Genomic DNA, 22,802 nt, shown 5'->3' on the forward strand with positions numbered 1-22,802 from the left:
TGAATTTAAAATGGTGTTTTTAGTATGTTTAATTTTCATTTTAAAACTTATTGGTATACTTATTTTTTAATTGATCATATATTTAAATCACCTAAGATAATCTGTTTATAACTTAATTTACTTTTTTGTTTAGGATAAAGGAATATCCAAGACTGAATTGTCCTACGCCTCCTCCTTGCTGGATTAATCTGCCATATTCTACTCTCCAAGCATATTTATTAAGATCCTTACTGAATGCTAACCCTAAATTGGTAGTAAGATTATTTCCACAATCTTCACATAATGAAAATATATATTTAGGTGCAATGGTGATTTCAAATTTGTCTTGAACAACTGGTTGCGTAAAAAATAAAGTAGGTTGTAACTGCCATATTCCCCCTTGAGTGGTTGTTCCAACTGGGAAGAAGAATGAAATTCGATCAGGAATTATTCCAATTTTAGGACCTACTCCTAAAATGAATGTGCCTGAGTCTTCAACTCCATTTAACCATAGATATTCTAGCCTTCCTCTAATATCAATATTTTCTGAGAGCCCTATCCCAAAATTTATTCCTGTATGTGATGCTCCTTTATCTTCTGAGTTCGCACCGGTATTGGTATAATATGGAGTTCCTTCAAAATTTCCTTTTTTTAATGTTCTGGCACTTTGTAAATCTGAAAACACCGGAACGCAAGAAACCAAGAAGCTCATAATTAATGCAGTTGTTAAAGTTGAAGAAATTGATCTAAACAATAATCTAAATCTTTTTAAGTAGTCGGCTTTTTTATTGATCCGTCTGAAATAAACCTTCCAAAAAGTTTGGGAATTCATTGCAGTTATATTTGAGATGGGTAATTTGACCAATTTATTTTCTGAAGTTTTCATGGCTTTTTTTAAGAGAATTTACCTCTAATTGAGACTTAGATCAAGCTGAAAATCACTTCTTTTTTTAAAATAATTTCTGAATTCTTACCAATTCATATGTTTTAGAAGAATCATTTATTTCTTAATGCAAAACTTCAGGATTAAGGGGTTGCAACTATTAAAAATTGCCATAAATAAATTCTTGTATATAGAAAGTTTAAATGAAAAAAGCGGCATTTAGCCGCTTTTGAGTTCTTGATTATTGTTGTTTTATCAAGGGTTTCTATTCACCTGGTTGAATCGAAGCATCGTGAAGTTTTCCTAGCTCTTGATCAATTGTCCATAAGCCAACACCATCTTCACCGATTATGTCAAATAATTCCAATGCTCTTCGGGACATGGTTTCCTCTTCTCTTTGTTCAGTAACATACCATTGCATAAAACTAAATGTTGCAAAATCCTTTACCGTAAAGGCATGATCCACTATGGTATTAATAGCTTTGGTTACTTTAATTTCATGCTCTAGAATTAATTCAAAAACTTCCCTTAAAGAGTTGAAATTGTGGCGAATATCTGTGATTTCTGGCTGGTAAGCATGACCACCGGCTTCATTGATATACCTAAATATTTTCATCATGTGCATCCGCTCTTCATCCGCATGGGTATACAGGTATTTTGCTGCATTTTCGTAGCCCATCATGTGACACCATGAAGCCATGGAAAGATAGTAAGCAGAGGACTTACCTTCCATTTCCACCTGTTTATTTAGTAGTTTTTCAGTATCAACCAGAAGTGAGCGTTGTAGGGTAACTATTTCTTTTGCTTTCATTGTTTCAAATTTTGTCTTAGTGTTTAAACTAAATTTACAACATTCAGTTTCCGTAAACCAACCTTTTGAAGCAATTTGGAATTGTTTCAATTTAAAATAGCTTATCTGTTCGATGGGGTTGGGAAAACCGGAAGTGACTCAGCTCCATCATCTCCCACAGCTTGTACTGCAAAGAAATAATTGTCTTTGGAGTAAGGAAGAGTCATCGTAGTTTCTGTTGTGAAAAATTTCTTTTCCCACATAGGTGAAGAAGTCTCCCTCATCAAAACATAATATCCTTTTGCCTTTCCTATCGCAGGTTTTTCCCAGACCAATGTCGAAGAATTACTCAAGCCTCTCACACTGATTTGAACCTCTTCGGGTTGTGCAGGAGCAGAAGCCAAAGTGGCAAGACTTGCTACATTGACTGCAGAAACTTTACGTAGGTATTCAAAATCCATGAACTCAGGTAAGTCACCATATTGAATGCCATTTTCTACTCTTACGTTTTCATGTTGGTGATAGAAATTTTCATTCATTTCGGAGATCCTGATCGCAGTAAATCCATTTCTGGCAAAGGCAGTTTGGTCTCCACCCCTTAAAAATCTATCGGCTCTATAAATCAATTTAACTTCGAATTGGTCCACATATCGCTCTCCAATCTCTTTGACATATCGCGCCAATTGTCTTGACTTACTATCATTCTCTGCACCAGTGTAGCGTCTGATTCTTGCCATCTCTTCTGTTTCATTCGCTGGGATGGTTTCAGAAAAGACCCGCATTTTAAGATTGTCTTTGATCAAAGTACCAGAGGAACTACTGTTTCCAATAATATCATTGTTTAAGACTGCCCCGATATTCCATCCTTGTTCGGTTGCTTTGTCAGCCAGATAAGTTGCCCCTTTCAATCCTTCTTCTTCTCCGGTAAAAGCTACAAAAAGAATGGTGGCTGGAAATTCCCTTGAGGCCATGACACGAGCCAATTCAATTACTGCTGCTGTTCCACTACCATCATCATTTGCACCTGGTGCAATTCCTTCTTTGTCCATCACATCTTTATTTCTAGAGTCCATATGTCCGGAAATAATGAAAATGCGTGGATCATTCGGGTCAGTACCTTTTAAGGTAGCGATGACATTGGCTGCAGGAGCATCTTCTTTGATTCTTCTGTCATCTGCAGGAATTACAAAATTTTCAATTTCTGCGGTCATTCTTCCGCCTGACTGCTGGGCGAAAGAATTAAACTTGGAGAGTACATAGTTCTGAGCAGCAGGCATTCCATTTTCAGGATCTGTATTTAGGGTATGTCTCGTATCGAAAGAAGCCAGTTTTCTAACATAACTCTCCAATGAGTCTGAGGAAACTTCAGAGACCATTTTTGCAATTTCCGGATCTCTATTGATGAGGGTTTGTGAAAAAGCTTCGGAACTGATAAAAATCAGTCCTATCCCAAGTAATATTTTATTCATGTTTGGTATATGTTTTAGGGTTCGTCTAAATTTATCCTATATAATTGTGAAACAAATCAACTTTTACATGAAGACAATAAACCAACCGAATAAAGGTGATTATTCTGATTTTTTTTCCACCTATTTAAATTTAGTAGCTGGTGAAAATTTTGAAGTATTGATTTTGGATCAAATCAAATTGATCCATGAATTGTTTCTATCGAAAGATCGTAAATGGGCTGAAACTGCTTATGATGAGGGCAAATGGACTCCAAAAGAAGTACTTGGACATATCATCGATACCGAGCGGATTATGACATTCAGGGCCTTATGTTTTGCGAGAGGAGAAGAATCCGAATTACCAGGTTTTGACCAAGATCCTTATGTGTTGAATGCAAAGTTTGGAGCTGTTCCTTTACTGGATTTATTGGAAGACTTTAAGATTCAACGAATGGCGATGCTTTCCATGCTGAAAACACTACCGGAGGACAGTTTAGATACGATGGGTAAAGCCAGTGGAAATCCTATTACACCAAGAGCATTATTTTGGATTATTCCAGGTCATTTTATGCATCATTTTAATATCCTAAAAACAAAATATTAGGTCATGAAAATACCTATTGCTATCGTTGACGCATTTACAAATAAACCTTTTGGAGGGAATCCAGCGGCGGTATGCTTACTGGAAGAAAGTATTTCTTCAGATGAGATGCAGAAAATTGCCATGGAGATGAATTTGAGTGAAACCGCTTTTGTAGAAAAGACAGAAGATGAAGGTCATTTTAATTTACGTTGGTTTACCCCTACCTTAGAAATAGATTTGTGTGGACATGCCACACTGGCTTCTGCCTTTCATATGACACATGCGGGATGGGCCTTTCCTGAAGAAGAAATTCATTTTAATACCAAAAGTGGGGAGTTGAAAGTAACGGTTAATGGGGAATGGATTGAAATGAATTTTCCTTTGATCCCAACTTTTTCTGAACCACATCCATATTTTAAAGAAGAGTTTTTTGGAAAACGAATTGTAGGGATTTCAGAGTTGAGAAAAAATTGGATTATTGAATTAGAGGATTCAGATGCAGTAAAAAGTGTAAAACCTGATATGCTGGTCATAGCTCGAAACTCAGAAGAGGGAATAATTGTTACAGCAAAAGGGGATTCACCTTTTGATATTTGCAGTAGATTTTTTGGACCAAATGTGGGAGTCGATGAGGACCCAGTAACAGGATTTGCTCATTGTGCTTTGATGGATTATTGGTATCAAAAAACAGGAAAATTTACTTTGCATGCCTTTCAAGCCTCTAAAAGAGGAGGGGAGCTTCGTTTAGAAAAACAGGATGATCGAGTAATTATTAGAGGGCAGGCTGTTCAAGTTTTAATAGGAATGTTAGATTTATAATATGAACCCTACAGCGCTAGTTGGTAAAAAGTCCGTAAGAAAGGCCTTTAAGAACTTTACCGAATATTGGCTCACTGATGCTAGTTTTGGATTATTATTATTAATCCTGGTGTTTTCGGTCTTTATCTTACCCATATTAATAGAATATGGTAGAGTACATTTCATTTTTGTTAATACCGTATTTTTATTTCTGTTTTTCACGGGTATTTGGTCCTCTAGGCATAGAGGTATGATCTTACTGACCTCTCTTTTGTTTTTTACCCAATTGGGATTGAGATTACTAAGATTCAGTGACTTGGATTTTGAGTTTTATTTATCGGAAAGGATTGTAGGTATTCTTAATATGTTGGTATTTATATTCCTAAATATCAGGCTGTTATTTAGGGATAGGGAGGTTAATATCTATCGGGTAATTGGGGCTATCAATGTTTATTTGTTAGTAGCCATCTTGGGAGCATTTGTTTTCGAAATTGTGCATTTAATTACTGGAGTAGGTGTTGAAGGTTTACCTACATTGAAAGGAGTTGATGAGGATTATGCAGAATACATCTATTTTAGTTTAGTATCCCTTACTACAGTAGGTTTTGGGGATCTTTATCCAAATCATGTACTTACAAAAATGCTGTCAGTCTTTTTATCAACTGTTGGTATTTTATATCCAGCAGTAGTCATTGCCAGACTGGTAGGAGCCAGTAAGAACTAATTCATTTCTCTCGTCCATTGGTGTAATTTTCTAGTTAATTTCTGAGAAGGAATGGTACTTTTAAAGTAAATAATTACACCACTTACCTTATGAGAAAATTAGTTTTATCCTGCCTGTTGATGTTTTGCATCAGTTTCACTTGGGCTCAGACAGAGCGTCATATTGAAATAGAGTCAAAGGTAGAAAGCACTCACGAAACCACAATTAAAGGAAAAAAAGTCCCTTACAAAGCTACAGCTGGAACGCAACCAGTGTGGAACGAAAAAGGTGAACCGATCGCATCTTTATTTTATACCTATTACGAGAGAACTGATATTTCCGATAAGACCACAAGGCCATTGGTGATCTCTTTTAATGGAGGTCCAGGTTCTGCTTCTATTTGGATGCATTTAGCCTACACAGGTCCAGTAATTTTGAAAATTGACGATGAAGGATATCCGATTCAGCCTTATGGAACCAAATCCAACCCAAATTCAATCTTGGACGTGGCTGACATTGTTTATGTAGATCCGGTAAATACTGGGTATTCTAGAATCGTTGATCCAGAAACTCCAAGATCTACCTTTTTTGGAATCAATTCAGATATTAAATATTTGGCAGATTGGGTAAACACTTTTGTGACTCGCCAAGGAAGATGGGCTTCTCCAAAATATCTCATCGGTGAAAGCTATGGTACCACTAGAGTAGCAGGCTTGGTTTCCCAATTACAAAACGCACACTGGATGTATTTCAATGGTGTGATTTTGGTTTCTCCTACGGATATGGGAATCGAAAGAGGGGGGCCAGTTAAAATGGCGAATTACCTTCCTTATTATGCTGCAACAGCGTGGTATCATAAGGCATTGGACTCGGATCTTCAAAGCAAGGACTTAGATGATATTTTACCTGAAGTGGAAGCGTTTGCCGTGGATGAATTATTACCAGCGATGGTGAAAGGTGGAAAATTAACCGCTTCAGAAAGGGATGCTATTGCTACCAAAATGGCTCATTATTCAGGCTTGAGTAAAAAAGTGATTTTAGAACATAACTTAATGGTTCCTACCAATTTCTTCTGGAAAGAATTGTTAAGGGATCAGGGAATGACGATTGGTCGTTTGGATAGTAGGTACAAGGGTATTGATAGAGCTGGTACAGGTTCCAGACCTGATTTTGATCCTGCTTTGACTTCTTGGAATCATGCTTTTGCTCCAGCATTTAATATTTATGCCAAGGAAACTTTGAAGTATAAGACAGATCTTACTTATAATCTTTTCGGACCTGTCCACCCTTGGGATAGATCCAATGAAAATACGGGATACGATTTAGCAACTGCTATGCGTCAAAATCCATATTTGCATGTTATGGTTCAATCTGGTTTATATGATGGTGGTACCGACTTTTTCAATGCAAAATATAGTATGTGGCAAATGGACCCTACAGGAGAGTTGGCAGATAGATTGTCTTGGATTGGTTATAGAAGTGGCCACATGATGTATCTGAGAGCGGAAGATTTAGAAACTTCCAATGAGGATATCAGACAATTTATTGAAAAGTCTAAGGTGGCTCCGAATATGCCTGCTAAGTACGAATAACTGTTCCTTTGAAAAGGAAGGGTCTGAAATTTTTCAGACCCTTTTTTTATTTCTGTTCAATAATTCCAAGAGAATTTTTGAAGTCTTCAAAATTAGAAAGTGGGGTTTCTGATTTCATTAGATCTCCAAGAATTTGATATAAATCACTTGGCTTTTTTCCTTCTTTTCTCAAATATTGAATGGAGGTAGCTCCTTCAGATTTTGATAATTTTACATTTTTTGGACCTTTGATCAATGAGTGATGAAAGAAAGTGATCTCATTAAATGAATTGTTACCTAAAGATTCAGCGAGCACTTTTTGATCTAAAGATGAACTGAGTAAATCTTTGCCCCGAATAATAAAATCGACTCCAAAGTGAATGTCATCAACCACTGAGGTAAGTTGATATGCTGGTAGGCGGTCTTTTTTTCGAACCATAAAAAACGCTCCATCTTCTGGTAGCGTATAGGTTCCTTCTAAATTTGGATACTCTTTGATTTTAATAAAATCTGTGTTGAATGTATTGTATCTCCATGCTGTATCCATTTTGTCCAAAGGAATTCTTCTATCCAGACAATACCCTAAATAATATCCGGAAGAATCTAATTGCTGTATCCTTTTTCTAGTACAGTCACAGGAGAATAAGACCTTTTGGTTTCGAAGGGTTTCCAAAGCATCCAAGTAAGAATTCATTCGATGGATCTGAGACCAATCTGATTCAAATTCCTTCAGGTTTTTGGGGCCTATGTCATAGGAGATTTCCATAAAGTCCAAGGTGTCAAATATGTCCTGAACATATTCTTGCCTATATCGGTCCCTGTCCAAATCGTCTATTCGTAATAATACCTTGCTTCCATGTTTTTCTGACAGGGCTTTGGTGATCAAAAACGAATAGAGGTTGCCTAAATGTAGAAAACCACTCGGAGTAGGGGCTAGACGGGTAAGCTTTGTGTGCATTCCACCAAATTAGCTAGATTGCTAAAAAAAATCATCAATGAATATAGTTGTAAAATCACTTTTTTTCTTTTCTCTGGCAACTGTTACATTTTCATGTGATCATAAGGTTCCAACAACTGGAGAAGAGCTCGTTCAACGTGCTATTAAATACCATGATCCTAAAGGAAATTGGGATAATTTGAAGGCTACTTTTATCATGAAAGATAGTCTGCCTCCAGGTAGGAATTCAAGGTCTTATGAGTTTTACTTGGATAACTCTAACTCTAAGATGACTTATACTATTGAAGGATTAGAATATCAGGTCATGAGTGATTCTTTAGTGATTTTAATGGGTGAAATTTCCAAAGACCGGGCATTGAGAATGAGGAATTATTATACTTACCTATGGGGTTTACCAATGAAATTGAATGATCCGGGTACTTTTATCGAGAAGGAAATTCGTAAGGAAATAGTAGATGGAAAAGAGTACTTGGTGGCCAGAGTACCTTATGAAGATGATCAATGGTATTTTTATTTTGAACCCGAGACTTATAGAATGGTTGCCTATAAATTTTATAAGGATGAACCCAATCAAGTAGGTGAAATAATCTATTTAGAGGGGGAAAAGGAGTTTAATGGGATTAAAATTCCAGCCAACCGAACTTGGTATAGAACTGAGAAACCGGAATTTCTAGGGGTAGATATGCTTCAGGAAATAAAATAACCTGTTTTAGGTTAATTAACGGGATTCATTTTTGGGGTTCCATAAACTGAAATATCTTTGGATCTTTATGAAATCCATAACAGTTACATGTTTCTTATTGCTGCTCGTAAAAGTAGCGTTGGCCCAAGTTTCCTATTCAGGGAATGTGTTGGATGCCAATGATAAAAACTATGTGGAAGGTGTTTTGGTCGAAGTAATAGGTAAGGAAGATACTGACTCAACTAATGTAAGAGGTTATTTCAATGTACAGGCACAGGCTGGAGATACTCTGAGAATTACTTACCCGGGCTTTATTGAGCAAAATCTTGTATTGTCTTCAGAACGATTTTTACAGATTCAAATTCAGGATAGAGCCAGACTTTTACCCACTTTTGAGGTGAAAGCCGAGCCATATTCTTTTAGGTTCAAAGATGGTAAACTGGTTTTGGTGGATCCAAATGAGGAAGCCTCAACTTCTAATAAAGGTCAGGTGACAGCCGGATATCGTGATTCTCCTGAGGGAGGAATTGCAATTGCGGGTGCGATTTCCTATTTCACAAAGAAATCTAGGAATGAGAGGGAATATGCAAAGAAACTGGAATACCTGAAGCGTCGAGCGGGGTACTTACAAGTAGTGGATTCTGATTCTGTCAGAAATATATTAAAGGAGGATTATAATTTAGCCAATGATGAGTGGGATCCTTTAATTATAAAATTCAATCAGATGCATGCCCATCATGAGTTTTTAGATTGGTCAATGGAACGAGTATATGACAGATTAAAAGAATTTATAGAATGGGAAAAAGACTGGTCTAATTAACTTTTCCTTTTGAAAGACCAAGTAATAAAAAACTTGGCAACTAAATCACCTTCCTGATTCTTTCCTTTTGTAATCAAGCATATTTGGTCTGTTTGCCCGACTTTTAATTGCTCAATTAATTGATTTAATTCTAAGCCTTGTTCACAAGTAAAGGTGATTTTTTGGTCCGCCTTTTTAGTGTATTCTGCTTTAAAATCCACCACCAGCATACTAAACTTTCCTTTGCCAGCTAGAGCAAGTTGGCATAAAAGCCCCGTACTTAATTCACCCGCTCCTGCAAGTGCAGCAAAGTAGATGGATTTAAATGGGTTTTGTGTTCTCCAAAAAAATGGAATGGTCACTTCACATTTTTCCAAGGTCAATGTTTTGACTCCTAGCTTCCAAAAAACTGCAGATGGTAATTTAAAAAGCATCCCCCACCAAAAAATAAATGGGTTTCCCATCTTTCTTATATAAGCTTTAGCTGCAGGGTTTAATTCGAGTTTGGAGCTTTTAATACTCATCAAATGAAAATTTTTTATTTAAAATAGTCAAAAAATATTTAGTATTGAATCTGGTATTCTGTTTGAAAATAGAATGAGTAAAATAAGCATCAAAATGAAAAAAATAGCATTAATATTTGGAATCGGTCTCATTACCTATGCCTGTGCAAAAGTACCTTTAACTGGTCGTTCTCAGCTTGCATTGGTTTCAAGCGAAGAAATTCAGCCTTTAGTAAATGAGCAATACGACCAAGTTTTGGAAGAAAGCAAGGTAGTAACCTCTACAGCTGATGGGCAAAAAGTGCTTAAAGTGGGAAATAAAATGGCGAAGGCAGTGGAAGAATATTTGCGTTCTTCGGGATATGACGAATTAGCAGATGATTTTAGCTGGGAATTTAACTTATTGGAAAGTGATCAAGTCAATGCTTGGTGTATGCCTGGAGGAAAAGTTGCTTTTTATACTGGTATCATGCCCATTACAGAAACCGAGACTGGGATTGCTGTAGTTATGGGACATGAAATAGCCCATGCAGTAGCGGCCCATTCCAGAGAAAGAATGTCTAATGGGTTGGTAGCTAATTTCGGAGTTGGTCTACTTTCTTCTGCGATTGGACAAAACCCAACATTAACTCAAGCGATATTTCTACAGTCTGTGGGTATTGGTAGTGAATTAGGAATGTTAAGTTTCTCTAGAAAACATGAGACTGAAGCGGACCAATTAGGTTTGACGTTTATGGCCATAGCTGGATATGACCCGAGAGAAGCTCCGATTTTCTGGGAACGTATGCAAGCACAAAGTGGGGGAGAGGCCCCTCCAGAATTTTTATCCACTCACCCGGATCCAAGCAATCGAATTAAAAAGTTGAATGAATGGATGCCTCAGGCATTGGAATTTTATAAAAAATAAAAAACAAAACCCGGAGAATTCCGGGTTTTGTTTTATCTATTCGTAAATCCTCTCAGTTTTACCTGAGTTAATTTTCTCTTGGTGTCCAAAGGGAAATCACCTCTCATCATCCAATCATAATATCCAGGCTCCTCTTTAAAAACTTGTTCTATAGGTTTTCCTTTATGTTTCCCAAAGTTGAAGACTTCTTCACCTTGGGAATTAAAAACAAACCTACCTGCTAAATCCACCATTTTTTCGTTCACCAAATCATGGATTTTTTTCATGTCGTTTTCAAATACCCCCAACTTATTTCCTTGAAGATCAATTGCCTCTTCTCCAACATATCTTTCAACCTGTGATTTGAAGACATCCATGGTGGCTAAGGTATCTGCTTCAGCACTATGGGCATTTTCCAACGTCTTTCCACAATAGAATTTGTAAGCAGCGGTTAAATTACGCTTTTCCATCAAGTGGAATATCTTCTGGGCATCCAGTAGGTTTCTTTTATCTAAATCAAATTCAATCCCTGCTCTTAAAAATTCTTCAACCAACAATGGAATATCGTATTTCAATACATTGAATCCTGACAAATCGGATTGGCCAATAAACTGATGCACTTCCTTCGATAAATCTTTAAAGGAAGGCTCATTCTTGACATCCTTGTCATAAAGGCCGTGAATTAAGGAGGCTTCCAATGGAATAGGGATTCCAGGATTAACTCTTCTGGTATAGATTTCCTGACCTCCATCTGGATTTAATTTGACAATGGAAATTTCCACAATTCTATCTGTAGAAATATTGGTACCTGTCGCCTCCAAATCAAAAAAAGCAATGGAGTTTCTTAGATTTAATTTCATTTTTTGTTTAATTATTTATACTCGCTTTTTTCTGAAGCGATCAATTAATCCTTCTTAATTAATTGAATTTAGCTTTTAATTCAGTTAAATCCATATTGTCATAATTTCCTGAAGACATGAGCAACAGATTGGTGTTGGAATAATCCTGATTCAATAAGAATTCTTTTAATTGATTACTATCCGTAAAAAGCTTTAAATCTTCACGTTCAAAACCTTTTCTTAAGGTTGGCTCATCCATTAATTCCAGCTTTTTTAATGCAGCAGCATGGGGATTTAGGTAAATTACCGCAATATCAGCGGCATCCATTGTACCCGCATAATTAGGTAGAAAATCTTTATTTAAGGAAGAGTAGGTATGAAGTTCTTGTACTGCGATTAAAGTCCTTTCAGGAAACTGTGATTTTACTGCATTGGTAGTAGCCTTTAATTTGGATGGTGCGTGAGCAAAATCCCTGAAGATCGTAGATTGCTCATTTCCAGCGATTTTTTCTTGCCTTTTTGCAGCTCCTGTAAAACTCTGGATGGAAGTATAAAACTGCTGTTTAGTTAATCCAAGAGATATACAAATATTCATTGCCCCCTGCAAATTTTGAAGATTGTGCTCTCCAAAAATTTGAATAGGGATCAGATCATTTTCAGTCTTTAAGAAAGTTTTTCCTCCTTCAATCGTGGCAGGATGTGCTTTATAAGGTGTTTTCAAAGATTTGATTTCAACTTTTTTAGCTGCCTCTTTGACCAAAATGTCGGAGTCGCAATAAATCAATTCTCCAGATTCGGGAGTTTTTTCCATCAAATTGCTAAACTGAACTTTGTATTCTTCAAAATCAGGGAAGACATTAAAGTGATCCCAAGCGATGCCACTTACCAGTACGATATCATGTTTGTAATGGAAAAACTTGGGTGTTCTATCCAAAGGAGATGTGAGGTATTCATCTCCTTCAATAATAATGATAGGGGCATCCGAAAGCCGTACCATTAGGTTAAAGCCTTCAATTTGGGCGCCAACTAAATAATCGAAATCCACCTTTTGGTCTTTCAACACATGGAGTATAATGGAGGTAATAGACGTTTTTCCATGAGATCCAGCGACTACCACCCGCTTTTTCTTTTTGCTTTGATTGTAGATGAATTCCGGGAAAGAATATACTGGAATGCCTAACTCCTGAGCTTTTATTAATTCCGGATTATCGATTCGGGCGTGCATTCCCAAAATGATGCCGTCTAATTCTGGAGTTATTTTATTTGGAAACCAACCGTATTGGTCTGGAAGAATACCTGCTCGTTGCAACCTTGTTTTGGAAGGTTCATAAATTTCATCATCGGATCCAGTGACTTGATATCCCTTTTCAACAAGTGCCAATGCAAGATTATGCATCACCGCTCCTCCTATAGCAATGAAATGATATTTTTTCATAAACATTGGTTTCAGTTTTTCATTTAATACTCAAACTTAAAAATAAAAGTCGGGTGCTTAGACCATAACGATTCTTAAATGAAACAATTTTTTGAGGGCGGTTCTTTTTAATTAATTTCGGGCTCTATTTGAGTTTTTTATGCTAGAAGATAAGTACGCCTACCTCTGCCTTGCGCTTATGTATATGGTTGCCTGGGCAATTGTTTATTGGAAAAACCCATGGAAAAAGGGGATGATAAAAGTTGGAGCTGTAGGAGGTTTGATGGGAATTGTGGCCGAAGTCTGGTATTTCCGTGATTATTGGAGACCACCTACGCTTTTTGGGGAAGGGATTGTAGGAATCGAAGATTATATCATAGGTTTTGCCCTATTTGGTGTAGGTGGATATATTCACTCTTCATTTACAAAGAGAGAAATCGACTATTCCAGACAAACCAAGGCCAAGAATAAGGAATTTTTCTACATGTTTTTAATTGCCTGTGCAAGTTTGACGGTTTTTAGTATTGGATTTGGGATTCATTCTGGATACGTTACATTTCTGACCTTTTTTATCCTTTCAGTTTACATATGGATACAAAGGCCAGATTTGATTGAATTATCCTTGATTTCAGCTTTTGCTACTTTGGGAATCACCCTCTTGATCTATTATATCAATTTCAACTTGCTCTTCCCACATTTTTGGGATACCTATGGGATGCTGGATGCTCCTATATTAGGTGTTAAAGTATTTAATATTCCCCTTTCTGAAATGCTGTGGCACTTTTCCTGGGCCATGCTTTGTAGCATGTTTCGAGGATACAGAAATGGTGTTTATTATAAATAGAAAAAATATTTAGCAAGGCTTGATTTTTGTGGCTTTTCATTGTTGATAAGTCTGGCAAAACTTGTTTAAAACTCGTGGTCAGAAGACCCTACATTTGTTACTATGACTGAGAAAAGTACCAACCCTCGATATTCCCGAAAAAACCAAAATTCAAGCGCTCCCAATATGTTGGGGAAAGTGCCTCCTCAAGCGGTAGATCTTGAGGAAGCCGTATTAGGTGCTTTGATGCTCGAAAAGGATGCATTGACCAATGTGATCGATATCCTGAAGGTAGAGAGTTTTTATAAAGACGCACATAAAGTGATCTTCCAGGCAATCTTGGATTTGTTTACAGACAGTCAACCCATTGATTTGCTTACTGTAACCAATCAGCTAAGAAGAAATGGGGCACTGGAAATTGCTGGGGGTGCATTTTATGTCACTGAACTTACTTCCAAGGTAGCCTCAGCGGCAAATATTGAATACCATGCTAGGATTATCACTGAGCAATCCATCAAGCGTGAGATGATTCGTATTTCCTCAGAGATCCAAAAAGATGCCTATGAGGATACCACCGATGTATTTGAGTTACTGGATAAGATGGAGCAATCCTTGTTTGAAATCTCAGAAAAGAATATTCGAAAGAATTATTCTGATATGAAATCTATTATGCGGGAGGCTATCATAGAACTGGAGTCCCGAAGAGATCAAAAAGATGGATTAACTGGGGTGCCTTCTGGCTTTACTGCATTGGATAGGGTGACCTCTGGTTGGCAGAAATCTGATTTGGTAATTATAGCTGCCCGTCCTGCAATGGGAAAAACAGCTTTTGTACTTTCTGTTTTAAGAAATGCCGCGGTAGACCATAATAAACCAGTGGCTATTTTCTCTCTGGAAATGTCCTCGGTTCAGTTGGTAAATCGTTTGATCAGTTCCGAAGCGGAGTTGGATTCAGAGAAAATTAAAAAGGGATCTTTAGAAGAGCATGAATGGGCACAATTGGTACATAAAACAGCTAAATTATCCAAAGCACCTCTTTTTGTCGATGACACTCCGGCTTTGTCTATTTTAGAGCTTCGTGCAAAGTGTAGAAAATTGAAAGCCCAGCACGATATTCAAATGATTGTTATTGATTATTTGCAATTGATGTCTGGTGATTCCAAAGGTGGTGGTGGAGGTAACCGTGAACAGGAAATTGCGAGTATTTCAAGGGCATTAAAAAAGATTGCAAAGGAGTTGAGTGTGCCTGTAATTGCCTTGTCTCAGTTATCAAGAGCGGTAGAGACCCGTGGAGGGGATAAAAGACCTCAACTTTCAGATTTGAGAGAATCTGGTGCGATTGAGCAAGATGCAGATATGGTAATGTTCTTGTATAGGCCAGAATACTATGGTATTACAGAAGATGAAGAACATAATTCTACACAAGGAGTGGGGGAAGTTATTATTGCAAAACATAGAAATGGTTCCTTGGATACTGTAAAACTTCGCTTTATCGGTCGCTATACGAAATTCCAGGATTTGGATCATTTCGGGGGAGCTCCTGCCGTAAACCAACCTATATATGGTTCAAATTTCTCTAAACAATCATCCGGTATTTCTTCTTTCGATTCGGGACAAACCATCAAAATGCAGAGTAAAGCAAACAATGACTTTGATGATACAGATGACCTATTGAATCGACCAAATTCTCCAATTGATTTTTAAATGATTTCATGAAGGCAATTACACTGAATAGTAAAACATTAGGAAAACTGTTATTGACTGACGTTCAAGACAGGGGTTGTGAATCAGGAGAGGTGAAAGTTGGCATCAAAGCCGCAGCTTTGAATCACCGGGATGAATGGTGCAGAAAAGGCCTATATCCCAATATTCAAGACGGTATAATATTGGGTTCAGATGGTGCAGGTGTTGTATTGGAAGTAGGGGACAGCGTTAACCTTAATCTGGTTGGAAAAGAAGTGATCATCAATCCTGCTATCAATTGGGGGGACCGGCAAGAAGTTCAATCCAAGAATTTTGAGATTTTGGGAATGCCTAGAAATGGGACTTTATCTGAAAAGGTCATCGTACCGGCAGATCGAATAAAATTAAAACCAGAACACTTAAGTTTTGAAGAAGCGGCAGCGTTGCCATTAGCAGGTCTTACTGCTTTTAGGGCCTTATTTTACCAAGGTCAGGTGAAAAAAGGAGATTCAGTCCTTATTACGGGTTTTGGAGGTGGAGTAGCCCAATTCGCATTTCAGTTTGCCTTAAATGCCGGTGCCAAAGTATATGCAAGCAGTAGTAAACAAAATAAACTGGATTTAGCCAGAAAGTTAGGAGCGTTAGACGTTTTTGATTATACGGAGGACAATTGGACTCAACTAGCATTAGAATCCTCTGGAGGTTTCGATTTGATTGTTGATAGTGCTGCAGGAGATGCATTAAATAAACTGATCGAAGTTGCGAAGCCGGGGGGAAAGATCGTTTTTTATGGAGCTACAAAAGGGAACCCCTCTGAACTCACTGCGAGAAAGATTTTCTGGAATCAACTCAAACTGATAGGTACAACGATGGGCTCTGATCAAGATTTCGAAAATATGGTTCAGTTTGTCAAGGACAATAAAATTAAACCCATTATTGATCAAGTATTCTCTTTTCAGGAAGCTATTCAGGCTTTTGATAGAATGAAGGAAGGGGAGCAAATGGGAAAAATCGTTTTAACACCTTAATTTTCTTCATAGGTTTCTCCAAATTCCTTTTGAGCTATTCTATATATCTCATCCTTTTCAGGAGGAGTAACTAAGTAATCTCCGACTCTTAAAACTGTCAGCTCTTTCCAAGGAGCTTCAAATTTTAGGATGTCTGGATCACCAAATTTTGAAAGATGATCTTGTGTTATTTTTATTGCCAAAATGGTACCTTTGGGTTGATAGCAACCCCATCCATTTTCTAAAGATTGGATAAAGTCGTATTTCTTTTCAAAAACCTTAGGTTTGATCAAATACTGCTCAGAAGAAGAAGTTTGATTTTCTACCAGCCAATCTCCTTGTTGAGCTGTGTTTTGGGTTTCATCACCGTCATTGGTTCTGGTAATGATTAATGTGCCAGGAACTGCCTTTTTAGCTTTGATTAAGGTTTTCTTTTTAAAAGTCCGCCCATCACTTTCAATGATAGGTAAAAAAAAGTTAAGCATATCCCGTTGTGTGATCATGATGAAAATCTTTTGATTGAAAAATTTGATAGTCTTAATTTAGTCATTTGGCTTTAAAATTATAGGCGTAGAATTTTAATCACATAAAAAATAAAATAAAGATAAAGCGTAAGAGAAAACCTTGTCTAAAGTAAAATTTAGAGTGCTAAATTAATCTAGGTCATTTTCGAACAGAAAATTTTGGTAAGCATTTTTTAATTCTTGTAAGGTTTTTATTTCCTGTTTTTCTTGTGCAAGTGTTATTCCTTTTTCGAAAGTTTCCTTTGCTTTTTCCAATTCTTCCCGTTCTGAGAAAAAGGATGCTGCCGTGTAATACGTTGGTAAATAGGCTTCAAAGGAGCTTAAAAGTTTAATAAAGTATTTTTCTGCTTCATTTGGATCGACAGAAAGGTATTCAATCGCAAGTGCATACCAGTTGAATGGGTTTTCCGGTTCTTCTTTTGCGTACTCTTTCAATATTTCCAACCGATCTAAATTGCCCATGATTTGTTTTTTTAATTAGCTGTAGACTGTTAATTTCACACGAAATAAATCGAAAATAATCTAATTCTAAACCAATGAAGATTCTTGTTTGTATCACACATGTTCCAGATACGACCTCTAAGATTCAGTTTACTGCCGATAATACGAAATTTGATACTACAGGAGTACAATTTATCATAGGTCCATATGATGACTATGCTTTGGCAAGAGCTGTTGAATTAAGAGATCAAACTGGAGGTAAACTTACAGTACTAAATGTTGGAGAAGCCGAAACGGAGCCTACTTTAAGAAAGGCTTTGGCGATCGGTGCAGATGAAGCGATTCGGGTGAATACCGCTCCAAAAGATTCCTTTTACGTTGCCAAACAAATTGCACATTATGCTGCTGATGGTAATTATGATCTCATACTAATGGGTAGAGAATCCATTGATTTTAATGGGGGAATGGTTCATGGTATGGTGGGTGAGCTTTTGGGAATGCCCTCTTTCTCCCCGGTAATGAAATTAGATCTGAATGGGAATTTAGTGACTATGGCTAGAGAAATTGAAGGAGGAAAAGAGACTTTGGAAGCGAGTCTTCCATTGATTGCTGGATGCCAAGAGCCTATTGCAGAATGGAAAATTCCTAATATGAGAGGAATTATGTCTGCTAGAACGAAACCATTGAATGTAGTGGATACAGTAGAGGTGGCAACACAAGCTGAAGCTACCACTTATGAACTTCCACCTGCCAAAGGTGCTGTTAAATTAATCGATAAGGATCATGTGGGAGAATTGGTGAAACTCCTCAAGAATGAAGCAAAAGTGCTTTAATTTATTATCATTAATAATTTGTAAATCAAGAATTTATGTCAATTTTAGTATATATAGAACAGGCAGAAGGAAAAGTTAAAAAAACGAGTTTGGAGGCAGTTTCATTTGCGGAAGCATTGGCGGCCAAAACGGGTGAAGGGGATGTCGTAGCAATTGCCTTAGGTACGATTTCAGCTGATGAATTAGCTGGTATAGGGACCGCAGGAGCTTCAAAAGTACTTCATGCTTCGGATTCAAAACTTGATTCGGGTGTGATCCAGGCCCATGCTTCTGCTATTGCACAAGCCTTCACTTCTGTTGGAGCAAAAACATTAGTCTTAGCCAAATCTTCTTTAGGAGATGCGGTAGCGGCAAGGTTAGCGATCAAATTGGACGCAGGCTTAGTATCAAATGTGGTTTCTTTGCCATCCACGGATCAGGGGTATGTGGTGAAAAGAAGTATTTTCACAGGAAAGGCATTTGCAGAAACTGAATTAAAAACAGAGAATAAAATTCTTGCGATCAAGAAAAATTCTGTTGATCTTAAAACAAATGGAGCTCAAGCTGCTGTAGTACCTTTTGAAGTTTCTCTTTCTGATTCAGATTTTGCTTCAAAAATTACTTCTACAGAAAGGGCTACCGGGGAAGTGTTATTGCCTGAAGCAGATATAGTCGTTTCTGGAGGAAGAGGAATGAAAGGACCTGAAAACTGGGGTATGCTTGAGGATTTAGCAAAAACATTGGGTGCTGCTACGGGATGTTCCAAGCCTGTTTCCGATATTGGTTGGAGGCCACACCATGAACATGTGGGCCAAACAGGTGTAAAAGTAGCTCCTAGTTTGTATATAGCAATAGGAATTTCAGGAGCTATTCAACATCTTGCAGGAGTTAATTCATCCAAATGCATTGTTGTTATTAACAAAGATCCTGAAGCTCCATTCTTTAAAGCAGCTGACTATGGAATTGTTGGGGATGCATTTGAAGTGGTACCAAAACTTACTGAAGCATTAAAAGCTGAATTATAATTTTTGTGGAAAAACTAGTAGAACTGGAAATTTTAGGTTTATCGTCAAACCATTCTCAATCAGGGTCTTTTACTTTGGTTATGGGAGAGGTTGAAGGAAGTAGAAGATTACCGATTGTCATTGGCATGTTTGAGGCTCAAGCAATTGCTATTGAAATCGAAAAAATCATTCCTAATCGACCTATGACTCATGATTTGTTTAAGTCATTTGCCAATAGCTTCAATTATGAAATTGATAAAATTGTCATTTCAGATATGAAGGAAGGAGTTTTCTATGCGAAGATCCATTGTCATAATGAATCTTCTGAAATAGAAATTGATTCCAGGCCTTCAGATGCGATTGCGATTGCGGTAAGATTTGATTCTCCGGTTTTCTGCTCAGAAAAAGTGATGTCAGAGGCATCTATAGAATTTTCCGAGGAGGAAAAGAAAGAGGAGAAAGCTTCTTCTAAACCATCGTCTCAAAAAGTGAGCTCCAAAAAAGAAAGCTCCTTAAAAGACTTTAGCCTAGACAAATTAAACCAGATGCTAGATAAAGCCATCAATAATGAAGATTATGAAAAAGCTGCCCGAATAAGGGATGAAATAAATAAAAGAAACTAAATCTTTCAAGGCCTGAAGTAATTCAGGCTTTTTTATTGACGGCTACTTGGCTATTTTTAGCTTTTCTCATTTAATATCAATTCATGGATTACTTAAGGGGTGTCTTAGGACTTTCAGTTATAGTTTTGATTGCATTTCTTTTCTCAAATGAAAAAAGAAAAATTGATTGGAGACTTGTAGGTATAGGCATCGTGCTGCAGCTGATTTTTGGTTTTTTAATCACTAAAGTTCCCATTGTAGCCCAGGGTTTTACTGTTTTAAGTGAGGCATTTGTCAAATTTTTGAGTTTTAGTAGAGATGGGGCCGCCTTTATATTTGGAGACCTAGCAGGGGATAGCTATGGATTTATTTTTGCTTTTCAGGTATTGCCCACCATTATTTTCTTTTCAACTGTTTCTGCAGGTTTATACTACTTAGGGATTCTACAAAAGGTAGTCTTTGGGATAGCATGGGTAATGGCACGAACCATGAGGTTATCAGGTCCTGAAAGCCTTTCTGCAGCAGGAAATATTTTCTTAGGACAAACGGAAGCACCATTGCTTGTACGTCCATTTATACCTCAAATGAGTAAGTCTGAACTGATGTGTTTGATGACTGGAGGTATGGCTACCATTGCAGGAGGAGTCTTGGCTGGGTATGTGGCGTTTCTAGGAGGAGATAGTTTAGAGGAGCAAAGTAAATTTGCCGCCTATCTATTAGGAGCTAGTATCATGAACGCACCTGCAGCCATCGTTATGTCCAAAATGTTTGTTCCTGAAGTGGAAAAAGAAACCAAACAGGATAAATTGGAAGTCAATGAAGAAGCCATGGGTGTTAATTTAATAGACGCCATGTCTATCGGTGCTTCAGAAGGTTTGAAGTTAGCACTCAACGTTGGAGCTATGCTTTTAGCTTTTATAGCCGTAATTGCAGCAATCAATTATTTATTGAGTGGACTCATAGGAGAGTATACAGGTTTGAATTCATTTGTGGCTTCTACCACAGGAGGACAATTTCAAGGCTTTTCCTTAGAATATCTCTTTGGCCAGGTTTTTAGAGTTTTTGCTTGGGTAATCGGAGTGGATTGGGTTGATACTTTGCAAGTAGGTAGTCTCCTAGGTCAAAAAACAGTAATCAATGAATTTGTGGCCTATTTAAGCCTTTCCGAAATGAAAGAAATTGGCTCTTTAAACCCCAAGTCCATTGTTATCGCGACTTATGCGCTATGTGGATTTTCAAATTTCAGTTCGATTGCTATTCAATTGGGAGGGATTAGTATTATTGCCCCCAATCAACAAGGAAACTTAAGCCGTTTAGGACTGCGCTCTCTTTTAGCAGCTTCCTTGGCGTGTTTGATGACTGCTACCATTGCAGGGATGTTGTTTGGGTGATAAATAAATTCTGTTCTTTCAAGGTTGGATCTTACCAGATTTAATGAAGTAGTTAGGGATTTAGTATCTGTCTTAGAAAAAGCCTAATCAATTGTTAAAAAATAAATTAAAAGCCCTTCGAATACAATTCGAAGGGCTTTTTGATGGAAAGAAATTCCTGCTATCGAATACCATAAAGTTCTTTTCCAACTTTTTCATATTTATCTCCCTCAAACCAAAATGGTTTCTCTTTCATGTTGGCAATTTTTTGAGCAGAAAGAATATAGGCTTTCCAATAGTTTACAGCATAGTCCAAATCAAAGGAATCCACTTCATCCGCCTGCTTATGGTAATATTGATTGATATCGTCATCAAAAGCTGTAAAACCTAAGCTGAATGTAGGGGAAGGAACCCCTAATTTTGCAAAATTTACATTATCGGACCTGTCATATAGTCCTTGTTCAGGGGATGGATCCGAAATCGCTTTTAATCCCATTTCACTGACTGCATCTGTAATTAATTGATCTCCGGAGGTTCTACCTAAACCTATGACAGTTATGATAGAGGTATTATTATATCCTGCATTGTCGATGTTTAAATTAAAGACGATGTCTTTAATAGGAATTAGTGGATGAGAGGCAAAATAGGCGCTTCCTAATAGGCCTTTTTCTTCAGCTGTCCAGGCAGCCAATAAAATGGATCTTTTTGGTGGGTTTTCTGCAAAATAACGAGCTGCATTGATTACCGCTACCGTTCCCACAGCATTGTCTCTGGCTCCATTAAATATAGAATCTCCATTTGCATCTGCTTCTCCTACTCCCACATGATCATAATGAGCTGAAAGGAGAATGTATTCGTTTTTAAGTTGAGGGTCTGTTCCTTCAATCCAGGCTACTACATTCTTACCCTCTACAGTTTTATTGATCTTTTTTTCAATCTTAAATCTTGCTTCCTCCATTTTGCCTTTGGCCATGTCGGACTTGATCTTGTTTTTTGGATCCTTGATCCAGATGTAAGGAAGTTCATTTGCCTCTCCCTGATCAATACTCAATTGTGTTCTATTCAGATACCTGGATACCAATTGCCAAGGAACAGAAGGAATATTAAACATTTCTACAATGGCAACTGCACCTTTCTCCTGAGCAATTTTTGCCTTTTGGGCACCTAATGAAAATAAGGCTCCTGGACTCATTTGTTCGGGTGCTCCTACACTGCTTACGGCTATCTTACCAGCTATATCCAATCCTTCATAATCTTCTTCCATTCCATAGCCAACATCCACTAGTTCATAAGATCCTTCTAGGTCATTTCCGCTTAGAACCAATAGGGTTTCTCCTTGTGTAAAACGCTCTCCAAAAATCACGATCTCTCCAGTCTTCGGAGGACTGGACATCATAAATGGGATCATTTGAAAATAACCAGTCGCACCAGGTAATTCTTTGGCTCCATATTTTTCAAATTCTTTGGCTATATAATTTGCTGCTAACTCTATCTCTGGCCGTAAAGGATCTCTACCTTTCAGCTCATCAGATGCCAAATAGCGGAAGTGGGATATTGCATCCTCTCTATTGAATTTTTGATTAATGTCCTCAACTTGTGAAAAGGCAATTGTGGAAATTGCAAAAAGGAGGGGGAAAGTTCCTAGTAATTTTCTCATCGGGTTAATTTTTACTCTTCTAAAGTAACTGAATTTCCCCAAA

The 22,802-nt window shown here is 37.4% G+C and carries 24 protein-coding genes; 14 read left to right on the plus strand and 10 right to left on the minus strand.

The annotated features are described in order from the left end of the window. Positions 1–112 precede the first annotated feature (112 nt). From JYB62_RS03185 to JYB62_RS03195, 3 genes are all read right to left on the minus strand, one after another. Positions 113–691: a hypothetical protein gene (locus JYB62_RS03185; RefSeq protein ID WP_205643989.1), complete on the minus strand. Its 579-nt coding sequence runs from the start codon at positions 689–691 to the stop codon at positions 113–115. Between the two features lie 436 nt (positions 692–1,127). Beyond that, the gene (locus JYB62_RS03190) at positions 1,128–1,673 is read right to left on the minus strand and encodes a ferritin (RefSeq protein ID WP_205643990.1); all 546 of its coding nucleotides are present in this window, start codon (positions 1,671–1,673) and stop codon (positions 1,128–1,130) included. Between the two features lie 101 nt (positions 1,674–1,774). After that, complete coding sequence (locus JYB62_RS03195) at positions 1,775–3,121, minus strand: M20/M25/M40 family metallo-hydrolase (protein ID WP_205643991.1); 1,347 nt, start codon at positions 3,119–3,121, stop codon at positions 1,775–1,777. Between the two features lie 67 nt (positions 3,122–3,188). Between JYB62_RS03195 and JYB62_RS03200 the strand changes: the two genes are divergently transcribed. From JYB62_RS03200 to JYB62_RS03215, 4 genes are all read left to right on the plus strand, one after another. Beyond that, a complete protein-coding gene (locus JYB62_RS03200; RefSeq protein ID WP_205643992.1) occupies positions 3,189–3,704 on the plus strand; it encodes a DinB family protein in 516 nt (171 codons plus the stop codon). A 3-nt stretch (positions 3,705–3,707) separates the two neighbouring features. Further along, positions 3,708–4,502, plus strand: a complete 795-nt coding sequence (locus tag JYB62_RS03205; protein ID WP_205643993.1) for a PhzF family phenazine biosynthesis protein — start codon at positions 3,708–3,710, stop codon at positions 4,500–4,502. A gap of 1 nt (position 4,503) precedes the next feature. After that, positions 4,504–5,205, plus strand: coding sequence for a potassium channel family protein (locus JYB62_RS03210; RefSeq protein ID WP_205643994.1), 702 nt, complete (start codon positions 4,504–4,506; stop codon positions 5,203–5,205). An 89-nt stretch (positions 5,206–5,294) separates the two neighbouring features. Further along, complete coding sequence (locus JYB62_RS03215) at positions 5,295–6,776, plus strand: S10 family peptidase (protein WP_205643995.1); 1,482 nt, start codon at positions 5,295–5,297, stop codon at positions 6,774–6,776. A 46-nt stretch (positions 6,777–6,822) separates the two neighbouring features. Here JYB62_RS03215 and JYB62_RS03220 read toward each other — a convergent pair whose 3' ends face one another. Then, positions 6,823–7,713: a glutamate--tRNA ligase family protein gene (locus tag JYB62_RS03220; protein WP_205643996.1), complete on the minus strand. Its 891-nt coding sequence runs from the start codon at positions 7,711–7,713 to the stop codon at positions 6,823–6,825. Between the two features lie 37 nt (positions 7,714–7,750). Between JYB62_RS03220 and JYB62_RS03225 the strand changes: the two genes are divergently transcribed. Next, complete coding sequence (locus JYB62_RS03225) at positions 7,751–8,416, plus strand: DUF6503 family protein (protein WP_205643997.1); 666 nt, start codon at positions 7,751–7,753, stop codon at positions 8,414–8,416. A gap of 67 nt (positions 8,417–8,483) precedes the next feature. After that, positions 8,484–9,215, plus strand: a complete 732-nt coding sequence (locus JYB62_RS03230; protein ID WP_205643998.1) for a peptidase associated/transthyretin-like domain-containing protein — start codon at positions 8,484–8,486, stop codon at positions 9,213–9,215. On the opposite strand, the gene JYB62_RS03235 is transcribed toward JYB62_RS03230, so the two are convergent. Next, complete coding sequence (locus JYB62_RS03235; RefSeq protein ID WP_205643999.1) at positions 9,212–9,718, minus strand: DUF4442 domain-containing protein; 507 nt, start codon at positions 9,716–9,718, stop codon at positions 9,212–9,214. The two genes, JYB62_RS03230 and JYB62_RS03235, sit on opposite strands and share 4 nt — an antisense overlap. Before the next feature lie 94 nt (positions 9,719–9,812). On the opposite strand from JYB62_RS03235, the gene JYB62_RS03240 reads away from it, so the two are divergent. Next, entirely contained in the window at positions 9,813–10,604 is a 792-nt protein-coding gene (locus JYB62_RS03240; protein ID WP_205644000.1) for a M48 family metallopeptidase, read from the plus strand. Positions 10,605–10,636: 32 nt separating this feature from the next. Here JYB62_RS03240 and JYB62_RS03245 read toward each other — a convergent pair whose 3' ends face one another. Continuing rightward, positions 10,637–11,443 (minus strand): 3'-5' exonuclease, encoded by an 807-nt coding sequence (locus JYB62_RS03245; protein WP_205644001.1) that lies wholly within the window; start codon positions 11,441–11,443, stop codon positions 10,637–10,639. 58 nt (positions 11,444–11,501) lie between these two features. Next, on the minus strand, positions 11,502–12,857 hold the full coding sequence (locus JYB62_RS03250) for a UDP-N-acetylmuramate--L-alanine ligase (RefSeq protein WP_205644002.1): 1,356 nt from the start codon (positions 12,855–12,857) through the stop codon (positions 11,502–11,504). Positions 12,858–12,996: 139 nt separating this feature from the next. On the opposite strand from JYB62_RS03250, the gene JYB62_RS03255 reads away from it, so the two are divergent. The 3 genes from JYB62_RS03255 to JYB62_RS03265 all read left to right on the plus strand — a co-directional run bounded on the left by JYB62_RS03255 (position 12,997) and on the right by JYB62_RS03265 (position 16,370). Then, positions 12,997–13,680: a lycopene cyclase domain-containing protein gene (locus JYB62_RS03255; RefSeq protein WP_205644003.1), complete on the plus strand. Its 684-nt coding sequence runs from the start codon at positions 12,997–12,999 to the stop codon at positions 13,678–13,680. A gap of 102 nt (positions 13,681–13,782) precedes the next feature. Beyond that, positions 13,783–15,363 (plus strand): replicative DNA helicase, encoded by a 1,581-nt coding sequence (gene dnaB / locus JYB62_RS03260; RefSeq protein WP_205644004.1) that lies wholly within the window; start codon positions 13,783–13,785, stop codon positions 15,361–15,363. A gap of 8 nt (positions 15,364–15,371) precedes the next feature. Then, positions 15,372–16,370, plus strand: coding sequence for a quinone oxidoreductase family protein (locus JYB62_RS03265; protein ID WP_205644005.1), 999 nt, complete (start codon positions 15,372–15,374; stop codon positions 16,368–16,370). Here the strand turns inward: JYB62_RS03265 and JYB62_RS03270 are convergent. Next, positions 16,367–16,852, minus strand: a complete 486-nt coding sequence (locus tag JYB62_RS03270) for a hypothetical protein (protein ID WP_205644006.1) — start codon at positions 16,850–16,852, stop codon at positions 16,367–16,369. The two genes, JYB62_RS03265 and JYB62_RS03270, sit on opposite strands and share 4 nt — an antisense overlap. 150 nt (positions 16,853–17,002) lie before the next feature. Next, entirely contained in the window at positions 17,003–17,335 is a 333-nt protein-coding gene (locus tag JYB62_RS03275; RefSeq protein ID WP_205644007.1) for a tetratricopeptide repeat protein, read from the minus strand. 74 nt (positions 17,336–17,409) lie between these two features. Between JYB62_RS03275 and JYB62_RS03280 the strand changes: the two genes are divergently transcribed. From JYB62_RS03280 to JYB62_RS03295, 4 genes are all read left to right on the plus strand, one after another. Continuing rightward, positions 17,410–18,147 carry an electron transfer flavoprotein subunit beta/FixA family protein gene (locus JYB62_RS03280; RefSeq protein ID WP_205644008.1) on the plus strand — a complete coding sequence of 246 codons (738 nt, stop codon included), beginning with the start codon at positions 17,410–17,412 and terminating at the stop codon, positions 18,145–18,147. A gap of 35 nt (positions 18,148–18,182) precedes the next feature. After that, complete coding sequence (locus JYB62_RS03285) at positions 18,183–19,151, plus strand: electron transfer flavoprotein subunit alpha/FixB family protein (protein ID WP_205644009.1); 969 nt, start codon at positions 18,183–18,185, stop codon at positions 19,149–19,151. 5 nt (positions 19,152–19,156) lie between these two features. Further along, entirely contained in the window at positions 19,157–19,753 is a 597-nt protein-coding gene (locus JYB62_RS03290; protein ID WP_205644010.1) for a bifunctional nuclease family protein, read from the plus strand. Positions 19,754–19,836: 83 nt separating this feature from the next. Continuing rightward, positions 19,837–21,123: a NupC/NupG family nucleoside CNT transporter gene (locus tag JYB62_RS03295; RefSeq protein ID WP_205644011.1), complete on the plus strand. Its 1,287-nt coding sequence runs from the start codon at positions 19,837–19,839 to the stop codon at positions 21,121–21,123. Between the two features lie 160 nt (positions 21,124–21,283). Here the strand turns inward: JYB62_RS03295 and JYB62_RS03300 are convergent, their stop codons facing one another. Continuing rightward, positions 21,284–22,759: a M28 family peptidase gene (locus tag JYB62_RS03300; RefSeq protein WP_205644012.1), complete on the minus strand. Its 1,476-nt coding sequence runs from the start codon at positions 22,757–22,759 to the stop codon at positions 21,284–21,286. Between the last annotated feature and the right edge of the window lie 43 nt (positions 22,760–22,802).

The sequence above is a fragment of the Algoriphagus lutimaris genome (genome assembly GCF_017051705.1).
GTDB classification, from domain to species: Bacteria; Bacteroidota; Bacteroidia; order Cytophagales; family Cyclobacteriaceae; genus Algoriphagus; species Algoriphagus lutimaris.